Below are 17,273 nucleotides of genomic sequence, written 5' to 3'. Positions count from 1 at the left end.
CGATCAGGTGAGGTAGGTTGCCCGCGAAGACGACCCCACCGCGCCGCCGGCGTGGACGGCCCCCTGGCGGCGGAAACGAGCCGGAGCAGGCCCGGGAAGCCCTACTGGATGCGGCGGAACGCTCCATGGTCAAGTACGGCTACCGCGCCTCGACCATGGAGGTCATCGCCCGCGAAGCCGGGTACACCCGCACGATGATCTACCGCCACTTCAGCACCCGCGGCGACGTCGATGAGGCTCTGCTCAAGCGGGTGACGCTGCGCCAAATCTCCCGCCTCACCGACCGGCTGGGCCGGTCCGCGGACCTTCCGACGCTGATCATGGAGAGTTCCGTCATGGTCGCAACGGAACTCGCCCACGATCCGCTGTTCGCCGTGTTCGCCGAACACACCGAAACGGGCAACGTCGCGCACCTGCTCAGTAACGTGGCACCCTACCTGGACTTCGTGGAATCGCTCATCGTCCAGTTCGCCGACGATAAGAAGAGCTATCTGCGCCCGGGGTTGCGTCCCCGCGACGCGGTCCATTTCCTGATGGCGTCCGCGTTGGGCTTGCTGCTCGGTCTGGTTCCGGGTTCTGACGATCCCGACCAAGTGCGGCGCTACGTCAAGGTGTTCGTGTTTCCCGCCGTGCTGCCCGAGCCTCCGCGCGCCGGACCGGTCTTCGACCCACTGTGATACTTCTGTAGCGGCGCTACATTTACTCCGCCGTTTGGTGCCCTGGGATCAGGTCCAGGGAAGCGCCCCGCTACGGTTATGCGGCTCGATCGCCCGTGCTGTCGACAGAAAACACGTCTCGATTCTCCTCAAATCACCAGGTCAACCGCCCTTGCCTTGCAACCGTCGCACTGCTATATTCCTTTCCGTAGCAGCGCTACGGTTTTTTGCTGCGAGGTCTGGGAACGAGAGGAATCGCCATGAACCGAGGAGTCGGTGGATCCGTAGACCGCGGTATGCACAGGACTGGGCCGAGCACACCCCCGATGCGCGACTGCCGCCGCGCGCCGGCCCCGGCTCCGCGTCGGCCCGGACTGTTCGCCCGGCTGTTCCGTCGGATCACCCGCCACCCGCTGGCCCAGGCCATCGCGCACTGCCTGAATCGGCGCAAGCGCAATCCGCAGGCGCAGGACGCGGCGCCCAGCGGCCAGGGTTCCGGCCTCGTCAGCAGCCGGATCGTGCACACCCGCGACGGGGTCGCCCTGGCGGTCCGCGAGCACGGATCGCCCGCCGCCGGCCACACCGTGGTGTTGCTGCACGGCTGGTGCATGAACAAGGACGCCTGGAACATCCAGGTATCCGAGCTGATCCGGCAGTGGGGGGACGACGTCCGGATCATCGGCTACGACCACCGCGGGCACGGTGACTCCGCCGAGGCGCCGGTGCACACCTACCACGTCGACTGCCTCGCCGAGGATCTCGCCGAGGTGCTGGTGGCCCTCGGCGTGACCGGAACGGTGACGTTCGTCGGGCACTCGATGGGCGGGATGACGGCGTTGGCCTACCTCGGCCGACCCGCCCACCTGCGTCCCGTCGAGCCGCACCACGTCGTCCTGGTGGCGACCGCAGCCGGGAAGGTCGCCGAGCGCGGCATCGGCCGGCTACTCAAAAGCCGGGCCGCACATCTCGTCTGCGCGATCGGGCACCGCTTCCCCCGGTTGGCGAACGCGGTGGTGCGGCTGTTCGGTCCGCCGGTGTGCCACATCCTGAAGATCTGGGCCGACGTGTCCCTCGGCGGGGCGATCAACTCCACCCCGATGGCGACCAAGCTCGGGTTCATGCGGGGCCTGAAGATCTACGACCACTGCGCGACCCTGCCCACCATCACCGCGCGCACGACGATCATCACCGGTGGCGCCGACACGCTGACCCCGGCGGTGCACGGCAGCGAGATGGCCGCGGGCATCGCCGGTGCCCGGCTGATCCACCGCCCGACCGCCGGGCACATGGTGATCCACGAAGAGCCGGCGCTGGTGACCGACGCCATCAGCGACGCCATCGCCGCCGGCCGCCGGGCTTCGGCGCCGGTGCACCGGCGGGTCGGTGTCGCGCTGCACGGCTACGCCGTTCCGGTCACCGCCCAGCGCCCGGACAGCGTCCGCCAGCCCACGAATACCAGGCGCAGCACGATGAACATGGTCAACCCCGACCAGATGCCGGCCAGCCCCCACCCGAAGATCAGCGACAGCCAGACCAGCGGCAAAAACCCGATCAGGGCGCTGATTACGGTGGCGGTGCGCATGAAGGCGGCATCGCCGGCGCCCAGCAGCACACCGTCCAGGCCGAACACGATGCCGGCGGCCGGCAGCTGGGCCACCAAAAACCACCACGGCACGCCGATGGCGGCCAGCACGGAGGCGTCGTCGGTGAAGATCTCGGGCAGCACCGACGTGCCCGCACCGAGCAGCACCGCCAACACCGTCGCGGCCGCCAGCGAGAATGCGGTGACCCGCCACGCCACCGATTTCGCATACCTGGCGTCGCCGGCGCCCAGCGCGGCACCGACCAGCGCCTGGGCCGCGATGGCCAGCGAATCGAGAACCAGCGCAAGGAATTCCCACAGTTGGAGCACCACCTGGTGCGCGCCCAGCGCGGCCGCACCGAAGCGGGCGGCGACCGTCGCGGCCGAGACAAAGCAGGCCTGGAAGGCGACGCTGCGCACCAGCAGGTCACGCCCCATCACCAGCTGCGCCCGCAGTGCGACGCGGTCCACCCGCAGCCCCACCCGCTCGGCCCGCAGGGCCGACAGAAAAAGCACCGCAGCAACCCACTGGCCGACCAGGTTTGCCACCGCGGAACCGGCCAGTTCCAGCCGCGGTAACCCCAGCCAGCCGTACACCAGCAAGGGGCACAGCACGGCCGAGGTTCCGAACCCGGCGATGACGTAGCGCAACGGGCGCACCGTGTTCTGCACCCCGCGCATCCATCCGTTGCCGGCCAGCGACACCAGGATCGCCGGGGCACCCAGGATCGCGATCCGCAGCCACGGCAACGCCGCCGCGGCAATGTCACCGCCCCCGGCGATCGCCGAAACCAGCGGCACCGCGGCACATTCGACGGCGATGGTGACCACCGCCCCGATCGCCAGCCCCAGCCAGGTGGCCTGCACGCCCTCGGCGACCGCCGCCGGCCGGTCGCCGGCGCCGAAGTAGCGGGCCGAGCGCGCGGTGGTGCCGTAGGACAGAAATGTCAGGTCGGAGCTGACCAGACCGAGGACCAGGCCGCCGATCGCCAGACCGGCCAGCGGCAGCGCGCCGAGGCGCCCGACAATCGCGGTGTCGAACAACAGATACAGCGGCTCGGCGGCCAGCACCCCCAGCGCGGGCAACGCCAGCGCCGCAATCTGCCGCGAACCGGCGGCGGGCGTGTCGGTCACGGTCACCATCCTGCGCGAGCGTGCGCGAAAACGGGTTTCACCTCGGCGTGTCGGCCGGGGACGCGCACGCTCGCGGAAGTCAGCCGAGCGCGGCCACCAGGTCCGCGACCACGTCGTCGACGGCGCCGGTCGCTGAGTAGCCGGCGGCCAGCCGATGCCCGCCGCCGCCGAACGCCGAGGCGACCGCCGCCAGATCCACCGCGGACTTGGCCCGCATCGACACCGACCAGCGCTGCGGTTCGATCTCCTTGAACACCGCCGCCACCTCGGCTTGCTGCGTGGTGCGCACGATGTCGACGACGCTTTCCACTTCCTCAGAGCGGGCCGCGATCCATTCCTGGTTGTCGACGACGGCGTAGACCAGCCCGCTGCCCCCGACCGCGTCGGGCACTAGCTGGGCCGAGGACAGCACCCGGGCCAGCATCGGCAGCCAGGCAAACGGGTGGGTATCCAGCAGCGCCCGGCTGACCGCGGCGTTATCGACGCCCAACTCCACCAGCCGGGCCGCCAACCGGTGCGCCCGGGCGGAGGCCCAGCGGAACGACCCGGTGTCGGTGACCAGCCCGGCATACAGACAATGCGCCACCGGCAGGTCGATCGGTTTGCCCCACCCGTCGAGCAGCTCGGCCACCAACAGCGTCGTCGAATCCGCGGACGGATCCACGAAATTGGCGGTGCCGAACAGCTCATTGGAGGCGTGGTGGTCGATCACCAGCAGTTCGCGCGCCGATTCGGCCAGATCACGCAGCCCACCCAGCCGGTTGATGCTGGGAATGTCGACCGTCACCACCAAATCGACGTCGCGGCGCATCAAGTCCGGGTCCACCAGCAGTCCCCCACCCGGCAGCGATTGCAGCGATTGCGGCAGATCCGCCGGCGCAGCGAAGCTAACCTGCACGTCCTTGCCGCAGCTGTCCAACACCGCGGCCAACGCCAGCCCGGCGCCGATGGTGTCGGCGTCGGGGTGGACGTGGCAAGCAACGCCGATGGTGGCCGCGGCAGACAGCAATTCACTGGCGCCGACCGCGTCGACGCGTATCCCCGCGGGCCGCTGCGACCCGACCGCTAGGTCAGCCTTCGAATCGATCGTCACCGACGCCCTCGGCATCGACACCGTCGTCAGGCTCCGCACCACTGGCACGATACGGGTCGGCCTCCCCGGCCGGTTTGGCACCTGCGCGCACCCGGGCCAGATCGGCGTCGGCGGCCGCCGCGGCGGCCAGCAGCTCGTCCATCCGGTGCGCGGTGTCGGGCACCGTGTCCCGGGTGAACGTCAAGGTCGGCGTGAACCGCACCCCGGTGCCGGCGCCGACCTTGGTGCGCAGCACCCCGGTGGCCCGGTCCAGCGCGGCGGCGGCCCCGCCGTAGTCCGGCTCGTCGTCCAGGGTGCGGCCCAGCACCGTGTAATACAGGGTCGCGTCGTGCAGGTCGGCGGTCACTTTGGCGTCGGTGATGGTCACCCCGGCCAGCCGCGGATCCTTGATCTCGTACTCGATCGCCGATGCGACGATGGTGGCGATCCGCTTGGCCAGCCGGCGCGCCCGGGCCGGGTCAGCCATCGCTAGGCTCGCTCCTTTTCCACCAGCTCGTAGGTCTCGATGACATCGCCTTCCTTGATGTCGGAGTAGGTCAGCGTCAGACCACATTCGTAGCCGTCACGGACCTCGGTGACGTCGTCCTTCTCCCGTCGCAGCGAGGACACGGTCAGGTTCTCCGCGACCACGATACTGTCGCGCAGCAACCGCGCCTTGGCGTTGCGTCGGATGATGCCGGAGGTGACCAGGCAGCCGGCGATGTTGCCGACCTTGGAGCTGCGGAACAGCGCACGGATTTCGGCGCGACCCAGTTCCTTCTCCTCGTAGACCGGTTTGAGCATGCCCTTGAGCGCGCTCTCGATCTCGTCGATGGCCTGGTAGATCACCGAGTAGTAGCGGATGTCCACGCCGTCGCGGTTGGCCAGCTCGGTGGCCTTGCCCTCGGCGCGCACGTTGAACCCGATGATCACCGCGTCCGAGGCCGACGCCAGGTTGACGTTGGTCTCGGTGATGCCACCGACACCGCGGTCGATGACCCGCAGCGCCACCTCGTCGTCGACCTGGATGCCCATCAGGGCCTCCTCCAGCGCCTCGACGGTACCGGCGTTGTCGCCCTTGAGGATCAGGTTGAGCTGACTGGTTTCCTTCAGCGCCGAATCCAGGTCCTCCAGGGAGATCCGCTTGCGCGACCGCGCCGCCATCGCGTTGCGCTTGCGCGCGTTGCGCCGGTCGGCGATCTGCCGGGCGATCCGGTCCTCGTCGACGACGAGCAGGTTGTCGCCGGCGCCGGGCACCGAGGTGAAGCCGATAACCTGCACCGGCCGCGACGGCAGCGCCTCCTCGACGTCCTCACCGTGTTCGTCGACCATGCGGCGGACCCGACCGTAGGCGTCGCCGGCGACAATCGAGTCACCGACCCGCAGGGTGCCGCGCTGCACCAGCACGGTGGCCACCGGGCCGCGGCCGCGGTCCAGGTGCGCCTCGATCGCCACACCCTGGGCTTCCATGTCGGGGTTGGCCCGCAGGTCCAGGGCGGCGTCGGCGGTCAGCAGCACCGCCTCTTCCAGCGCCTCGATGTTGGTGCCCTGCTTGGCCGAGATGTCCACGAACATCGTGTCGCCACCGAAATCCTCGGACACCAAACCGTATTCGGTGAGCTGCCCGCGGATCTTGGCCGGGTCGGCGCCCTCCTTGTCGATCTTGTTGACCGCCACCACGATCGGCACGTCGGCGGCTTGGGCGTGGTTGATCGCCTCCACCGTCTGCGGCATCACGCCGTCGTCGGCGGCGACCACCAGGATCGCGATGTCGGTGGCCTTGGCACCACGGGCACGCATCGCGGTGAACGCCTCGTGACCGGGGGTGTCAATGAAGGTGATCAGCCGCTCGGTGCCGTCGAGGTCGACCGACACCTGGTAGGCGCCGATGTGCTGGGTGATGCCGCCGGCCTCGGCCTCGCGGACGTTGGCCTTGCGGATGGTGTCCAGCAGTCGGGTCTTCCCGTGGTCGACGTGACCCATGACGGTCACCACCGGCGGGCGGCTCTGCAGATCCTCCTCGGTGCCCTCGTCCTCGCCGTAGCTCAGGTCGAACGACTCCAGCAGCTCGCGGTCCTCGTCCTCGGGGGACACAACCTGCACGACGTAGTTCATCTCGCTGCCCAGCAGCTCGAGGGTTTCGTCGCCCACCGACTGGGTGGCGGTCACCATCTCGCCGAGGTTGAACAGCGCCTGCACCAGCGCGGCCGGGTTGGCGTCGATCTTCTCGGCGAAGTCGGACAGCGACGCGCCGCGGGCCAGCCGGATGGTCTCGCCGTTGCCGTGCGGCAACCGCACCCCACCGACGACCGGGGCCTGCATGTTTTCGTATTCGGCGCGTTTGGCCCGCTTGGACTTGCGGCCCCGCTTCGGCGCGCCGCCGGGACGACCGAAGGCGCCGGCCGCGCCACCGCGCTGACCGGGGCGTCCACCGCCGCCGGGGCGGCCACGGTATCCGGCACCGGCCGGGGCACCGCCGCCACCGCCAGCACCGCCGCCGCGGTATCCACCGCCGCCACCGCCGGGGCGTCCGCCGCCGGCCGGGGCGCCGGGACGACCGCCGGGGCCGGGGCGGGGACCGCCGGGACGCGGCGGACGGCCTGCACCGGCCGGACGGGGTGGCATGTTGCCCGGTGAGGCACCACCCGGGCGCGGGGCACCCGGCCGGGGCGCACCCGGGCGCGGCGCCTGCGGACGCGGGATCGCCCGTTCGACGGGTTGCGCCGACGAGAACGGGTTGTTGCCGACCCGCGGGGTGCGGTGGCCCGGCTTGGGGCCCGGACGCGGGCCGGGCGTGGCGCCGGGGGTCGGCGCGGGACGGGCCGGGCTGGGCGGCGCCGCCGCGGCGGCCGGCTTGGGCGCCTCGGCAGCGGGCGGGGGCGCCTCAACTGCGGGTTTGGGTGCTTCGGGGGCCGGTTTGGGCGGCTCGGGGGCCGGTTTGGGTGCGGCGGGCTTGGCCGGGGCCGGGGTGGCCTTGGCGGCCGCGCCGTTGCCGGACGGCTTTTCCGCCGCGGGTTTGCCGCCGCCGAATGATTCGCGCAGTCGACGGGCGACGGGCGCCTCCACCGTCGACGACGCCGATTTAACGAATTCGCCCTGCTCGCTTAGCCGAGCGAGGACTTGCTTGCTGGTAACACCGAGTTCCTTCGCCAACTCGTGTACGCGGGCCTTTGCCACTACTTCTCCTGTCCATGAGGCGACAGCGGTGGTGGGCCGGCGCCTCGGGTTTAGCTATGACGCATGGTCATCGGGACTTCACGGTGTGCTCATGTTCTTCGCTACCTGTTCTCTGTGTCCGTGGCGGCGAGCACGTTGAGGTGCTCGATCACCGCGGAGGTGTCCGGTGAACCGGCGATCCGCAGCGCTCGCCCGAAAGCTCGCCGTCGGATCGCTTCGTTCGCGCACTGCAGGGCGGGATGCAGCCATGCGCCCCGCCCCGGCAGATTACCCGCTGTATCAACGATCACGGAATAGGTGCCGTTCCCGGATGATGCAGCCACTACGCGAAGCAGTCCGACAGCCAACTCTCGTTTCCGGCAACCGACACACGTTCGCACCGGTCCTTCGGGGCGGCGGTGCTGTCGCGAGTCAACAGCCGGATTCTCGCGCTGGATCACGGCTCAGTCTACCTATACGCCGGGGGTGTTCCGAACCACCTATCTTCTGCCCTCGCTACCCGCCCACCTCCAGCTCGTCGGCGCCGGGCAGCGGCGGGCGCGGCGCCGACGGGCGATCCAGGTAGAACACCGCGGTCGAGGCGATGTCGTCATGCAACGGCTGGTAGCGCCCCCGCGACGTCCACCCCAGGGCCTGAACGTCGACCCGCAGATCGCGGTGGAAATGGATCGGGTCGGCCAGGTGCCAGCGGTACATGCCGAACCGCTGCTGGCTGCGGTACAGCCCGTCCGGCCGGAGGATCTGGTGCAGCCCCAGAAACGGGGTCGTGTACGCGGTGTAGCCCTGGCCGGGCACGTCGAAGTTCCAGGCACCGCCGAAGTAGTCCTCGGTGCCGGTGCCACAGATGGTGGGGTACTCCTCGTCGCCGTCGAGGTAGAACTTGACCTCACCCTCGCCCCACCAGCCGGGACGGTTGACCCCCCAGGCCAGGTAGGTGCCGACGTACTTGCCGGCGCCGGGCACGGCGTCCAGGATCGGGTGCACGCTGCCGGCGGCCAACGGGTTGCTGCGGCGAAACTGGCTGTGCAGGTAGCCGGCCCCGGCGACGTCGACGTCGATCTCGTAGCTGATTTGGTAATAGACGGTGGCCGTCGCCGGCGCCCGGTTCTCCAACGTGAGCCGCCCGTGCCGGGGCACCGGCATCGGCCAGTAGCTGTTGAAGCCGCCGTGCGGGTTTACCGCGACCGGCACCGAGGACAGCTGGGCGAACTCGCCCCAGCCCTGGCCGAAGAAGTCGCCCAGCGGGACCTCGATCGCGGGCTCGTCGGCGCCGTCCCAGTAGGCCCGCAGGATCAGGCTGCGCCAGTGGCGGTGATGCGTGGTCAGCCAGATGTGGGTGATCAGCGCCGGCCCGTCGATGGCCGCCAGCTCGTGGGTGGCGTGCCCATCGATGTCGACGCTGGGCGAGATCTTCCAACCCGCGCCCAGGTGCGCGGCGGCCGCGGCGCCGGTGCCCTCGGTGGCGCGGGCACCGCCCCCTTTGGCCCCGTCAAAGTTCTCCGGGCTGATCGACCGGGACTGCGCACCGCTGAGCCGGGCCAGGGAACGCAGGTCGGTCATGGCGTCGGCTCAGTGCTCGTGCGGCGCCCCGTGGCCGTGGTCGCCGGGACTGCCCGAATGCGCGGGCGCGTCGCTGCGGATGTCGATGCGCCAGCCGGTGAGCCGGGCCGCCAGCCGCGCGTTCTGGCCCTCCTTGCCGATCGCCAGCGACAGCTGGAAGTCGGGCACCACCACGCGGGCGGCCTTGGCCGCCTGGTCGATCACCGTCACCGACACCACCTTCGCCGGCGACAACGCGTTGGCGACGAACCGCGCCGGGTCCTCGTCGTAGTCGATGATGTCGATCTTCTCCCCGGACAGCTCGCTCATCACGTTGCGCACCCGCTGCCCCATCGGGCCGATGCAGGCGCCCTTGGCGTTGAGGCCGGGCACCCGCGACGCGACCGCGATTTTGGAGCGGTGACCGGCTTCGCGGGCGACCGCGACGATGTCCACCGAGCCGTCGGCGATCTCGGGCACCTCCAGCGAGAACAGTTTGCGCACCAGGTTGGGGTGGGTGCGCGACAGCGTGATCAGCGGCTCGCGGCTCCCCCGGGTCACCCCGACCACGTAGCAGCGCAGCCGATCGCCGTGCTCGTAGCTCTCCCCGGGAACCTGTTCGGCGGCCGGGATCACTCCCTCCGAGCCCTTGGTTTCGCTGCCCATCCGGACCACGACCAGGCCGCGGGCGTTGGCCCGGCTGTCCCGTTGGATCACCCCGGCCACGATCTCGCCCTCGCGGGTGGAGAACTCGCCGTAGTTGCGCTCATTTTCGGCGTCCCGCAGCCGCTGCAGAATCACTTGCCGCGCGGTGGTGGCCGCGATCCTGCCGAACCCTTCGGGGGTGTCATCCCATTCGGAGATGACGTTGCCGTCCACGTCGACCTCGCGGGCGATCACCTTGACCACACCGGTTTTCCGGTCGATATCGATGTGCGCGTCGGCCTCGTGCCCCTCGGTGTGCCGGTAGGCGGTCAGCAGCGCGGACTTGATGGTCTCGACCACCACATCCACCGAGATGCCCTTGTCGGCCTCGATCGCGTGCAGCGCGGCCATGTCGATGTTCATGCTCCGGCCTCCGATCCCGCCAACTCCAGCTCCCGCTGCGATGGCCGCGAAAACTCCACCTGCACAACGGCTTTCACAATCTGGTCAGTCGGGATTTCGCGGACCGCCCAGTCCCGGCCAGACCGGATCACCAGCGTCAGCGTGTTGTCGTGGATTGGGCCGACCCGGCCGGTGAGCTGCGCCCCGTCGGCGAGGGTCAGGTCGACCTTGCGGCCGCGCGCACGGCGGAAATGCTTCTCGCTGGTCAGCGGCCGCTCGACGCCCGGGGAGCTGACCTCCAGCACGTATTGCTCGTCGATCCCGTCCAGCCCGTCGAGCAACGCCGAGGCCGAACGCGCCAACTCCGCGGCGGTGTCCAGGTCGAGCGCGGTGTCGCCGTCGGCGATCACGGTGATGCGCGGGGGGCGGGCGTGGGTGTCGACGACGACGTCTTCGATTTCGTATCCGGCGCGCGCGAACTCTCCATCGAGTAGCTCGATCACCTGCGTCTGCGACGGTAGGCCGGTGGTCACGGCGAGCTCCTCATCTTGAGTTGTCCAGTCCTCAGCCCCGGTTCGCCGTGTCGGCGGGCCGGGGCACCAGCTACCAACGATACGCCAGGAATCGTGCATGCCGGCGCGAAGAAGCGAAGCGCTCAGCCATCGCACAGCCGCCGCTGCGGGGACCGGCGATCGGCGCTTCCCGGATCGTTCGTGAGATTCGCCGAGGGTCGCGGTGGCCGGGTTCGGCACAGCCCGCACGGCAATCTCACCGAAGGACCCGGCGTTCGGTGAGGCGCGCCTTCGCGTCGCCGCCGCGAGTCGGACCGGGCCGCAATGGCAGGATGTTGGCGTGCCCAGCACCTCCCCCGTCGTCAGCAGGCGTCATGTGCTGGCCGGCGGTGTGGCCTTGGCCCTGCTCGGCGTGGCGGTCTCAGCGTGCAGTTCTACGCCGGAGCCCGAGGTCGATGACCTGGAAGCGCAGCTGGAGCTGGCCCGCCACGACAGCGCGCTCGCGACCGCGGCCGCCGCCGCGGCGGACCCCTCGCTTGCCGCGGCGCTGACCACCGTCGCCGCCCAGCGCTCCGACCACGCGCAGGCGCTGGCCACCGAGATCGCCCGGGCGGCTGGACAGCCCGCGCCCACCTCCTCTGCGGCCTCGACCTCACCCAGCGCCACCGCACAAGCCGGGCCGCCGCCCACGCTGCCCGACGTCATCAACGCCTTGCACACCTCGGCCGATAGCGCCGGCACGGTGGCGGCCAGCTCGTCGGGCTACCGGGCCGGGCTGCTGGGCTCCATCGCGGCGGCTTGCACCGTCGCCTACACGGTCGCGCTGGCCAGCGGGGAGACCGGGTCATGACCTCAACCGAGCCCAGCCCGTCCGCACCCGACAAGCCCGGCGACGCGGCCCTGGCCGAGGCGCTGACCACCGAATACGGCGTCATCTACGGCTACGGGATGGTGTCGGCGCATTCCCCGCCGGACATCAACTACCTGGTGGCCGACGCCCTGCACCAGCACCGCGACCGCCGCGATCAGGTCGTCACCATGTTGGCCGACCGGTCGGTGACGGTCCCGGTCGCCGCGGCCGGCTACCAGCTGCCGGTCCCGGTGAACAATCCCACGGAGGCCGCCCAGCTGGCGGCGCGGATGGAAAACGACGCCGCGGTGGCCTGGCGGGCGGTCCTCGAGCACGCCCAGACGTCGGAGGACCGGGCCTTCGCGGTCACCGCGTTGACGCAGAGCGCGGTGCTGGGCGCCCGGTGGAATCGGGCGTTGGACATCTGGCCGATCGCCGGGGCGTTCCCCGGCGGCAGCGAGTAAGCCCGGCTGACCCTACCCCGCGAGCGTGCGCAGTTGTACGCCAAAACCACCCTCGAACTGGCATTCTGCGCACGTTCGCGGCAGGCGGCAGCCGACAGGCGGCAGGCGGCAGCCGGCGCAGGCGGCAGCGCTACCCGGCGATGGCGCCGGCCACGGTGATGGCCAGCGACACCCCGACGCTCAGCTCGCGGGTCTCACCGGTGAAGCGGTTGCGCAACTCGACCACGCCGTCGGCCCAGCCGCGGCCGACCACCACGATCCAGGGCACCCCGAGCAGTTCGGCGTCCTTGAACTTCACCCCCGGCGACGCCTGCCGGTCGTCGAGTAGTACCTCGATCCCCAGCCGGTCCAGATCGGTGGCCAGCGTGGTGGCCCCGGTGCGGGCCTCGGCGTCCTTGTTGGCGATCACCAGGTGCACGTCGAACGGGGCGATCTGCGCCGGCCAGCGCAGGCCCAGCTCGTCGTGGTGCTGTTCGGCGACGACGGCGACCAGCCGGGACACCCCGATGCCGTAGGAGCCCATGGTCAGCCGCACCGGCTTGCCGTCCTCGCCGAGCACGTCGGCGGCAAACGCATCGGTGTATTTGCGGCCGAGCTGGAAGATGTGGGCAATCTCGATGCCGCGGGCGCTCACCAGCGGTCCCCCCCCGTCCGGCGACGGGTCCCCGTCGCGCACCTCGGCGGCCTCGATGGTGCCGTCGGCGGTGAAGTCGCGGCCGGCCACCAGCCCCACCACGTGCCGGCCGGGTTCGTCGGCGCCGGTGATCCAGCTGGTGCCGTCCACCACCCGCGGATCGACTAGGTAACGAACACCGTTGTCCCGCAGCGCCTTCGGCCCGATGTAGCCCTTCACCAGGAACGGGTATTTGGTGAAGTCGTCGTCGTCGAGCAGCGCGTATTCGGCGGGCTCCAGCGCGGCCGCCAGCCGCTTATCGTCGACCTCGCGGTCGCCGGGCACGCCGATGCCGAGCAGCTCCCACTCCCCGCCCGGTTCGCGGACCTTGAGCAGCACGTTTTTCAATGTGTCGGCGGCGGTGACGGTGCGGCCCAGCCCCGCGGAGTTGGCCCAGTCCACCAGGGTGGCGATGGTGGGGGTTCCCGGGGTGTCGTATGCGACCGCCTCGGGCAGCCCGTCGAGCGCCAGCGGCTCCGGGCGGGCGGTGACCACCGCCTCCACGTTGGCGGCATACCCGGATTCGCGGCAGCGCACGAAGGTGTCCTCGCCGATGTCGCTTTCGGCCAGAAACTCCTCGGACGCCGAGCCGCCCATCGCGCCGGAGACCGCGGACACGATGACGTAGCGCACACCCAACCGTTCGAAGATGCGCTGGTAGGCGTCGCGGTGCGCGTGGTAGGCGGTCTTGAGCCCGTCATCGTCGACGTCGAAGGAGTAGGAGTCCTTCATCAAAAACTCGCGGGCGCGCAGGATGCCGGCCCGCGGCCGCGCCTCGTCGCGGTATTTGGTCGCGACCTGGTACAGCACCACCGGGAAATCCTTGTAGGAGCTGTACTCCCCCTTGACCGTCAAGGTGAACAGCTCTTCCAGCGTCGGGGCCAGCATGTAGTCGTTGCGGCGGCGGTCCTGCAACCGAAAAACGCTCTCGCCGTACTCGGTCCACCGGTTCGTGGTCTCATAGGGCGCCCGCGGCAGCAGCGCCGGGAACAGGATCTCCTGGCCGCCAATGGCGTTCATCTCCTCGCGGACCACCCGTTCGATGCGGCGCAGTACCCGCAGCCCCAGCGGCAGCCAGCTGTACAGCCCGGGTCCGATGGGCCGGATGTAGCCGGCCCGGATCAGCAACTTGTGGCTGGGGACTTCCGCGTCGGCGGGGTCGTCGCGCAGGGTGCGCAGGAACAGCTCAGACATCCGGGTGATCACAGCGGGCCAGCTTAGCCGGGCAACGCGGAGGCTTCTGCGCCGAGATCGACCGTGGCGTGCGGTCCACTCGGATTTTGTCGCGCCGGCGTCGATCTCGGGGAGACTCGGCCGCGGGAACCCTACAGCTCGCCGGCCTCCACCGCCTCCTTGGTGTATTGGGCGACGCCGATCTGGCGCGCGGAGAAGCCGATGAACAGCGCGGCGGCACCCACCAGCACGGCGATTGCCGCCACCCACAGCAGCGAATAGGTGTAGCCGTGGCCCAGCGCGTCGAGTTGAGCCGGTGTCATGTCGGTGACCGGTCCGCTGACACCCCCGAGATACAGGGTGCGTGACACCTGCACGGCCTGGATGACGACCAGCACCAGCGGGCCGCCCAGGTTGTACACCATCAACGTGATCGCCGACACCGGGCCGATCTCGGCCGGACCGACCTCGGCGACCGCGCACAGCGGCAGGATCACCGAGATGACGCCGATACCGAAGCCGCCCACCACGAACAGCGTCAGCAGATCGGGAAAATACGGCACGTCGCGTTGCAGCGTGGACCCGAACAACATGGCGCCCAGCACCAGGGCGCCGGCGCCGATCACCAGCCAGCGCGGTGCGATCAGCCCGGCCACCCGGGTGCTCAACACGTTGCCGATCGCCATGCCCACCGCGAACGGGATGAAACAGATGCCGGCCCGCAGCGCCGAGTAGCCGAGCACGTCTTGGACCAGCAGGCCGATCATCACGCTCACCGTGAGCATCACGCCGCCGGCCAGGAAGTACGCGATGAAGGTCGCCACCCGGTTGCGGTTGTCGAACACCGCCAACGGCACCAGCGGGTTGGCCGCCGAGCGCTCGACGATCAAAAACGCCAGCCCGCAGCCCGCGGCCGCCACGCCGGCGCCGATCACCCACGGGTCGACCCAGCCGCGCGGCGGCCCCTGGGTGAACACCAGCACGCCGCAGGTGCAGCCCAGCGTGGCCAGCAGCGCACCGGAGACGTCCAATTTGAGCCGCTCGTGCCGCGTCTCGGCCAGCCGGGTCACCGCGACGGCCACGATGAGGATCCCGATCGGGACGTTGATCAAAAACGCCAGCCGCCACGACACCACGGTCAGCGCGCCGCCGAGGATCAACCCCAGCACCGATCCGGCGCCCTGCATGGCCGCCGACACCGCCATCGCCTGGTTGCGGGCCGGGCCGACCGCGTAGGTGGACGCGATCAGCGCCAGACTGGTGGGGGCGGCCACCGCGGCGCCCATCCCCTGCACGGCCCGCGCCAGGATCAGGAACGGTCCTTGGGTGGCCAACCCGCAGGCCAGCGAGGCGATGGTGAACAGCCCGACCCCGGAGATGAACGCCCGTTTGTGGCCGACGGCGTCGCCGACCCGGCCGCCGAGCAGCAGCAGGCCGCCGAACGCCAGCACGTAGGCGGTGATCACCCAGCTTTTGGCGGCGTCGGACAGGTCGAGTTCGGCCTGCATCCGCGGCAGCGCGACGATCACGATGGTGCCGTCCAGCGTCGACATCAGCTGCATCCCGGTGATCGCCACGATGGCGATCCCCAGCACGCTGGAGGAGAGCCGCTGGTCGGTCGACTGAGCGCTACCCCCCGCGGACATGGAATGCCACCCTACCGAGGATTCGACCGACCGCTTGCGCCGAGATCGACGTCACCGCGATCGCTACTCACACTTTCCCGCGCTGGCGTCAATCTCGGCGCAACCGCGGCGCAACCGCGGCGCAACCGCCGCGCGAGCGCCCCGGACGAAACAGTTACAGCTCGCCGGCGTCGAGGGCTTCCTGGACTTCCTGCGCGTGCGCGACCTGCGCGGCGGTGTAGCCGATCAGCAGCGACACCGCACCGACAACGACGGCCACCCCGGCCACCCACAGCAGGCCGTAGGTGTAGCCCTGGTCCAGGGCATGCAGTTGAGCGGGGTTCATGTCCTTCACCGGGCCGTTGACCCCGCCCAGATACAGCGTGCGCGAGGTGATGACGGCCTGCACGACGGCCAACACCAACGGGCCGCCGAGGTTCTGCAGCATCAGCACGATCGCCGAGGTGGGCCCGATCTGGTCGAAGCCGACGCCGGCGATCGCGGCCAACGCCAGCGGGACAATGATCACGCCGATACCGATGCCGCCGACGATGATCGGCACCACCAGGTTCGGGAAATACGGGATGCGGGCGTTCAGCGTTGAGCCATACACCATCGCCGCCACGACCAGGATGCCGCCGCCGATCACCAGCACCCGCGGCGGGAAGTACCGCACCAGCTGCGACGCCGCGCCCAGGCCGATGCCCATCGCGATGGCGAACGGGATGAAGCCGACACCGGCGCGCAGCGGGCTGTAGCCCATGATGTCCTGCACGTACAGGGCGATCAGCACCGTCAGCGTGAACAGCACACCACCGCCCAGGAACATCGCCGCGAAGGTGGCCAGCCGGTTGCGGTCGAAAAACAGCGTCAACGGCACCAGCGGGTTCTCGGCGCTGCGCTCCACCCAGATGAACGCCACGAACGCCGCCGCGGCCACCAGCCCCGAACCGATGGTGATGGCCGAGACCCAGCCCTGCTCCGGCCCGATCGAGAACGCGAAGACCGCAGCGGTACAGCCCAGCGTGGCCAGCACCGCCCCGGCGGCGTCCAGCTTCATCCGTTCCCGCGTCGTCTCCCGCAGCGCGGTGCGTGCCAGATAGATCATCACCAACCCGATCGGCACGTTGACCATGAAGGCCAGCCGCCACGACACCTCGGTCAATGCGCCACCGACCACCAGCCCCATCACCGAGCCGACACCGGTCATCGCACCGAACACCGCCATCGCGGCATTGCGGCCCGGCCCCTTGGGGAACGTGGTGGCGATCAACGCCAGACCGGTCGGTGAGGCGATGGCGGCACCGATGCCCTGCAACAGCCGGGCGGTGGTCAGCGTCGCCTCATCCCAGGCGATCCCGCACAGCGCCGAGGCGATGGTGAACCCGGCGACGCCGACGATGAAGGTGCGCTTGCGCCCGATGGTGTCCCCGAGGCGTCCGCCCAGCAGCATCAACCCGCCGAACGTCAACACGTACGCGGTGATCACCCAGCTGCGCCCGGCATCGGACAGATCCAGGTCGTTCTGGATCTTCGGCAGCGCGACGATCGCGATGGTGCCGTCCATGGTCGCCATCAGCTGCATACCGCCGATCGCGACCACCGCGGCGATGAAGCGCCGCGACGGCAGCCAGGCCGGGTAGTACTTGCTGAACCGATCCACAAGACTCCGTCCGGCGCGCGCCGGAACATCCTGTTCCGGCTGGTCGGTCGCCCACACCGGGGCGCTCCGCTCTGCATCGTTGAGAGCCGTCATAGCGGGCTACCCT

The 17,273-nt window shown here is 70.1% G+C and carries 14 protein-coding genes and 1 pseudogene; 4 read left to right on the top strand and 11 right to left on the bottom strand.

Annotation, left to right across the window (positions count from 1 at the left end):
• Positions 1-17: 17 nt before the first annotated feature.
• Together ACAG26_RS13405 and ACAG26_RS13400 are read left to right on the top strand one after the other, a co-directional pair.
• The gene (locus tag ACAG26_RS13405; RefSeq protein ID WP_370482920.1) at positions 18-677 is read left to right on the top strand and encodes a TetR/AcrR family transcriptional regulator; all 660 of its coding nucleotides are present in this window, start codon (positions 18-20) and stop codon (positions 675-677) included.
• 239 nt (positions 678-916) lie between these two features.
• A pseudogene (locus tag ACAG26_RS13400) lies at positions 917-1,918 on the top strand (alpha/beta fold hydrolase); the annotation flags it as partial.
• Between the two features lie 137 nt (positions 1,919-2,055).
• On the opposite strand, the gene ACAG26_RS13395 reads toward ACAG26_RS13400, so the two are convergent.
• From ACAG26_RS13395 to rimP, 8 genes are all read right to left on the bottom strand, one after another.
• Positions 2,056-3,381, bottom strand: coding sequence for an MATE family efflux transporter (locus tag ACAG26_RS13395; RefSeq protein WP_370482918.1), 1,326 nt, complete (start codon positions 3,379-3,381; stop codon positions 2,056-2,058).
• 70 nt (positions 3,382-3,451) lie between these two features.
• Positions 3,452-4,480 carry a bifunctional oligoribonuclease/PAP phosphatase NrnA gene (locus tag ACAG26_RS13390; RefSeq protein ID WP_370483099.1) on the bottom strand — a complete coding sequence of 343 codons (1,029 nt, stop codon included), beginning with the start codon at positions 4,478-4,480 and terminating at the stop codon, positions 3,452-3,454.
• The gene (rbfA, locus tag ACAG26_RS13385) at positions 4,443-4,931 is read right to left on the bottom strand and encodes a 30S ribosome-binding factor RbfA (RefSeq protein WP_370482915.1); all 489 of its coding nucleotides are present in this window, start codon (positions 4,929-4,931) and stop codon (positions 4,443-4,445) included. Before rbfA ends, ACAG26_RS13390 begins: the two co-directional genes overlap by 38 nt.
• A gap of 2 nt (positions 4,932-4,933) precedes the next feature.
• Positions 4,934-7,621: a translation initiation factor IF-2 gene (gene infB / locus ACAG26_RS13380; protein ID WP_370482913.1), complete on the bottom strand. Its 2,688-nt coding sequence runs from the start codon at positions 7,619-7,621 to the stop codon at positions 4,934-4,936.
• Between the two features lie 101 nt (positions 7,622-7,722).
• Complete coding sequence (locus ACAG26_RS13375) at positions 7,723-7,944, bottom strand: YlxR family protein (protein ID WP_370483098.1); 222 nt, start codon at positions 7,942-7,944, stop codon at positions 7,723-7,725.
• A 172-nt stretch (positions 7,945-8,116) separates the two neighbouring features.
• Positions 8,117-9,181, bottom strand: coding sequence for a glycoside hydrolase family 172 protein (locus tag ACAG26_RS13370; protein ID WP_370482911.1), 1,065 nt, complete (start codon positions 9,179-9,181; stop codon positions 8,117-8,119).
• Between the two features lie 9 nt (positions 9,182-9,190).
• Positions 9,191-10,228, bottom strand: coding sequence for a transcription termination factor NusA (gene nusA, locus ACAG26_RS13365; protein ID WP_370482909.1), 1,038 nt, complete (start codon positions 10,226-10,228; stop codon positions 9,191-9,193).
• Positions 10,225-10,740 (bottom strand): ribosome maturation factor RimP, encoded by a 516-nt coding sequence (gene rimP / locus ACAG26_RS13360; RefSeq protein WP_370482907.1) that lies wholly within the window; start codon positions 10,738-10,740, stop codon positions 10,225-10,227. Before rimP ends, nusA begins: the two co-directional genes overlap by 4 nt.
• Before the next feature lie 319 nt (positions 10,741-11,059).
• Between rimP and ACAG26_RS13355 the strand changes: the two genes are divergently transcribed.
• Positions 11,060-11,569, top strand: a complete 510-nt coding sequence (locus ACAG26_RS13355; protein WP_370482905.1) for a hypothetical protein — start codon at positions 11,060-11,062, stop codon at positions 11,567-11,569.
• Entirely contained in the window at positions 11,566-12,033 is a 468-nt protein-coding gene (locus ACAG26_RS13350; RefSeq protein ID WP_370482903.1) for a ferritin-like domain-containing protein, read from the top strand. The genes ACAG26_RS13355 and ACAG26_RS13350 overlap by 4 nt, the downstream gene beginning before the upstream one ends.
• Before the next feature lie 130 nt (positions 12,034-12,163).
• Here the strand turns inward: ACAG26_RS13350 and ACAG26_RS13345 are convergent, their stop codons facing one another.
• From ACAG26_RS13345 to ACAG26_RS13335, 3 genes are all read right to left on the bottom strand, one after another.
• Positions 12,164-13,912 carry a proline--tRNA ligase gene (locus tag ACAG26_RS13345; protein ID WP_370482901.1) on the bottom strand — a complete coding sequence of 583 codons (1,749 nt, stop codon included), beginning with the start codon at positions 13,910-13,912 and terminating at the stop codon, positions 12,164-12,166.
• Between the two features lie 119 nt (positions 13,913-14,031).
• The gene (locus tag ACAG26_RS13340; RefSeq protein ID WP_370482899.1) at positions 14,032-15,525 is read right to left on the bottom strand and encodes an MFS transporter; all 1,494 of its coding nucleotides are present in this window, start codon (positions 15,523-15,525) and stop codon (positions 14,032-14,034) included.
• Between the two features lie 154 nt (positions 15,526-15,679).
• The gene (locus tag ACAG26_RS13335) at positions 15,680-17,260 is read right to left on the bottom strand and encodes an MFS transporter (protein ID WP_370482897.1); all 1,581 of its coding nucleotides are present in this window, start codon (positions 17,258-17,260) and stop codon (positions 15,680-15,682) included.
• Positions 17,261-17,273: the final 13 nt, after the last annotated feature.

This window comes from Mycobacterium sp. pUA109, from assembly GCF_041287095.1.
GTDB lineage: Bacteria > Actinomycetota > Actinomycetes > Mycobacteriales > Mycobacteriaceae > Mycobacterium.
The sequence above is the reverse complement of the archived record's forward strand: the minus strand, read 5'-3'. Positions and strand labels throughout refer to the sequence as shown.

Coding starts and splice junctions, on each gene's coding strand:
- nusA (WP_370482909.1), bottom strand. CDS start 10,228: ATGAACATCGACATGGCCGCGCTGCACGCGATCGAGGCCGACAAGGGC.
- ACAG26_RS13395 (WP_370482918.1), bottom strand. CDS start 3,381: ATGGTGACCGTGACCGACACGCCCGCCGCCGGTTCGCGGCAGATTGCG.
- ACAG26_RS13390 (WP_370483099.1), bottom strand. CDS start 4,480: ATGCCGAGGGCGTCGGTGACGATCGATTCGAAGGCTGACCTAGCGGTC.
- rbfA (WP_370482915.1), bottom strand. CDS start 4,931: ATGGCTGACCCGGCCCGGGCGCGCCGGCTGGCCAAGCGGATCGCCACC.
- ACAG26_RS13335 (WP_370482897.1), bottom strand. CDS start 17,260: ATGACGGCTCTCAACGATGCAGAGCGGAGCGCCCCGGTGTGGGCGACC.
- ACAG26_RS13340 (WP_370482899.1), bottom strand. CDS start 15,525: ATGTCCGCGGGGGGTAGCGCTCAGTCGACCGACCAGCGGCTCTCCTCC.
- ACAG26_RS13350 (WP_370482903.1), top strand. CDS start 11,566: ATGACCTCAACCGAGCCCAGCCCGTCCGCACCCGACAAGCCCGGCGAC.
- ACAG26_RS13370 (WP_370482911.1), bottom strand. CDS start 9,181: ATGACCGACCTGCGTTCCCTGGCCCGGCTCAGCGGTGCGCAGTCCCGG.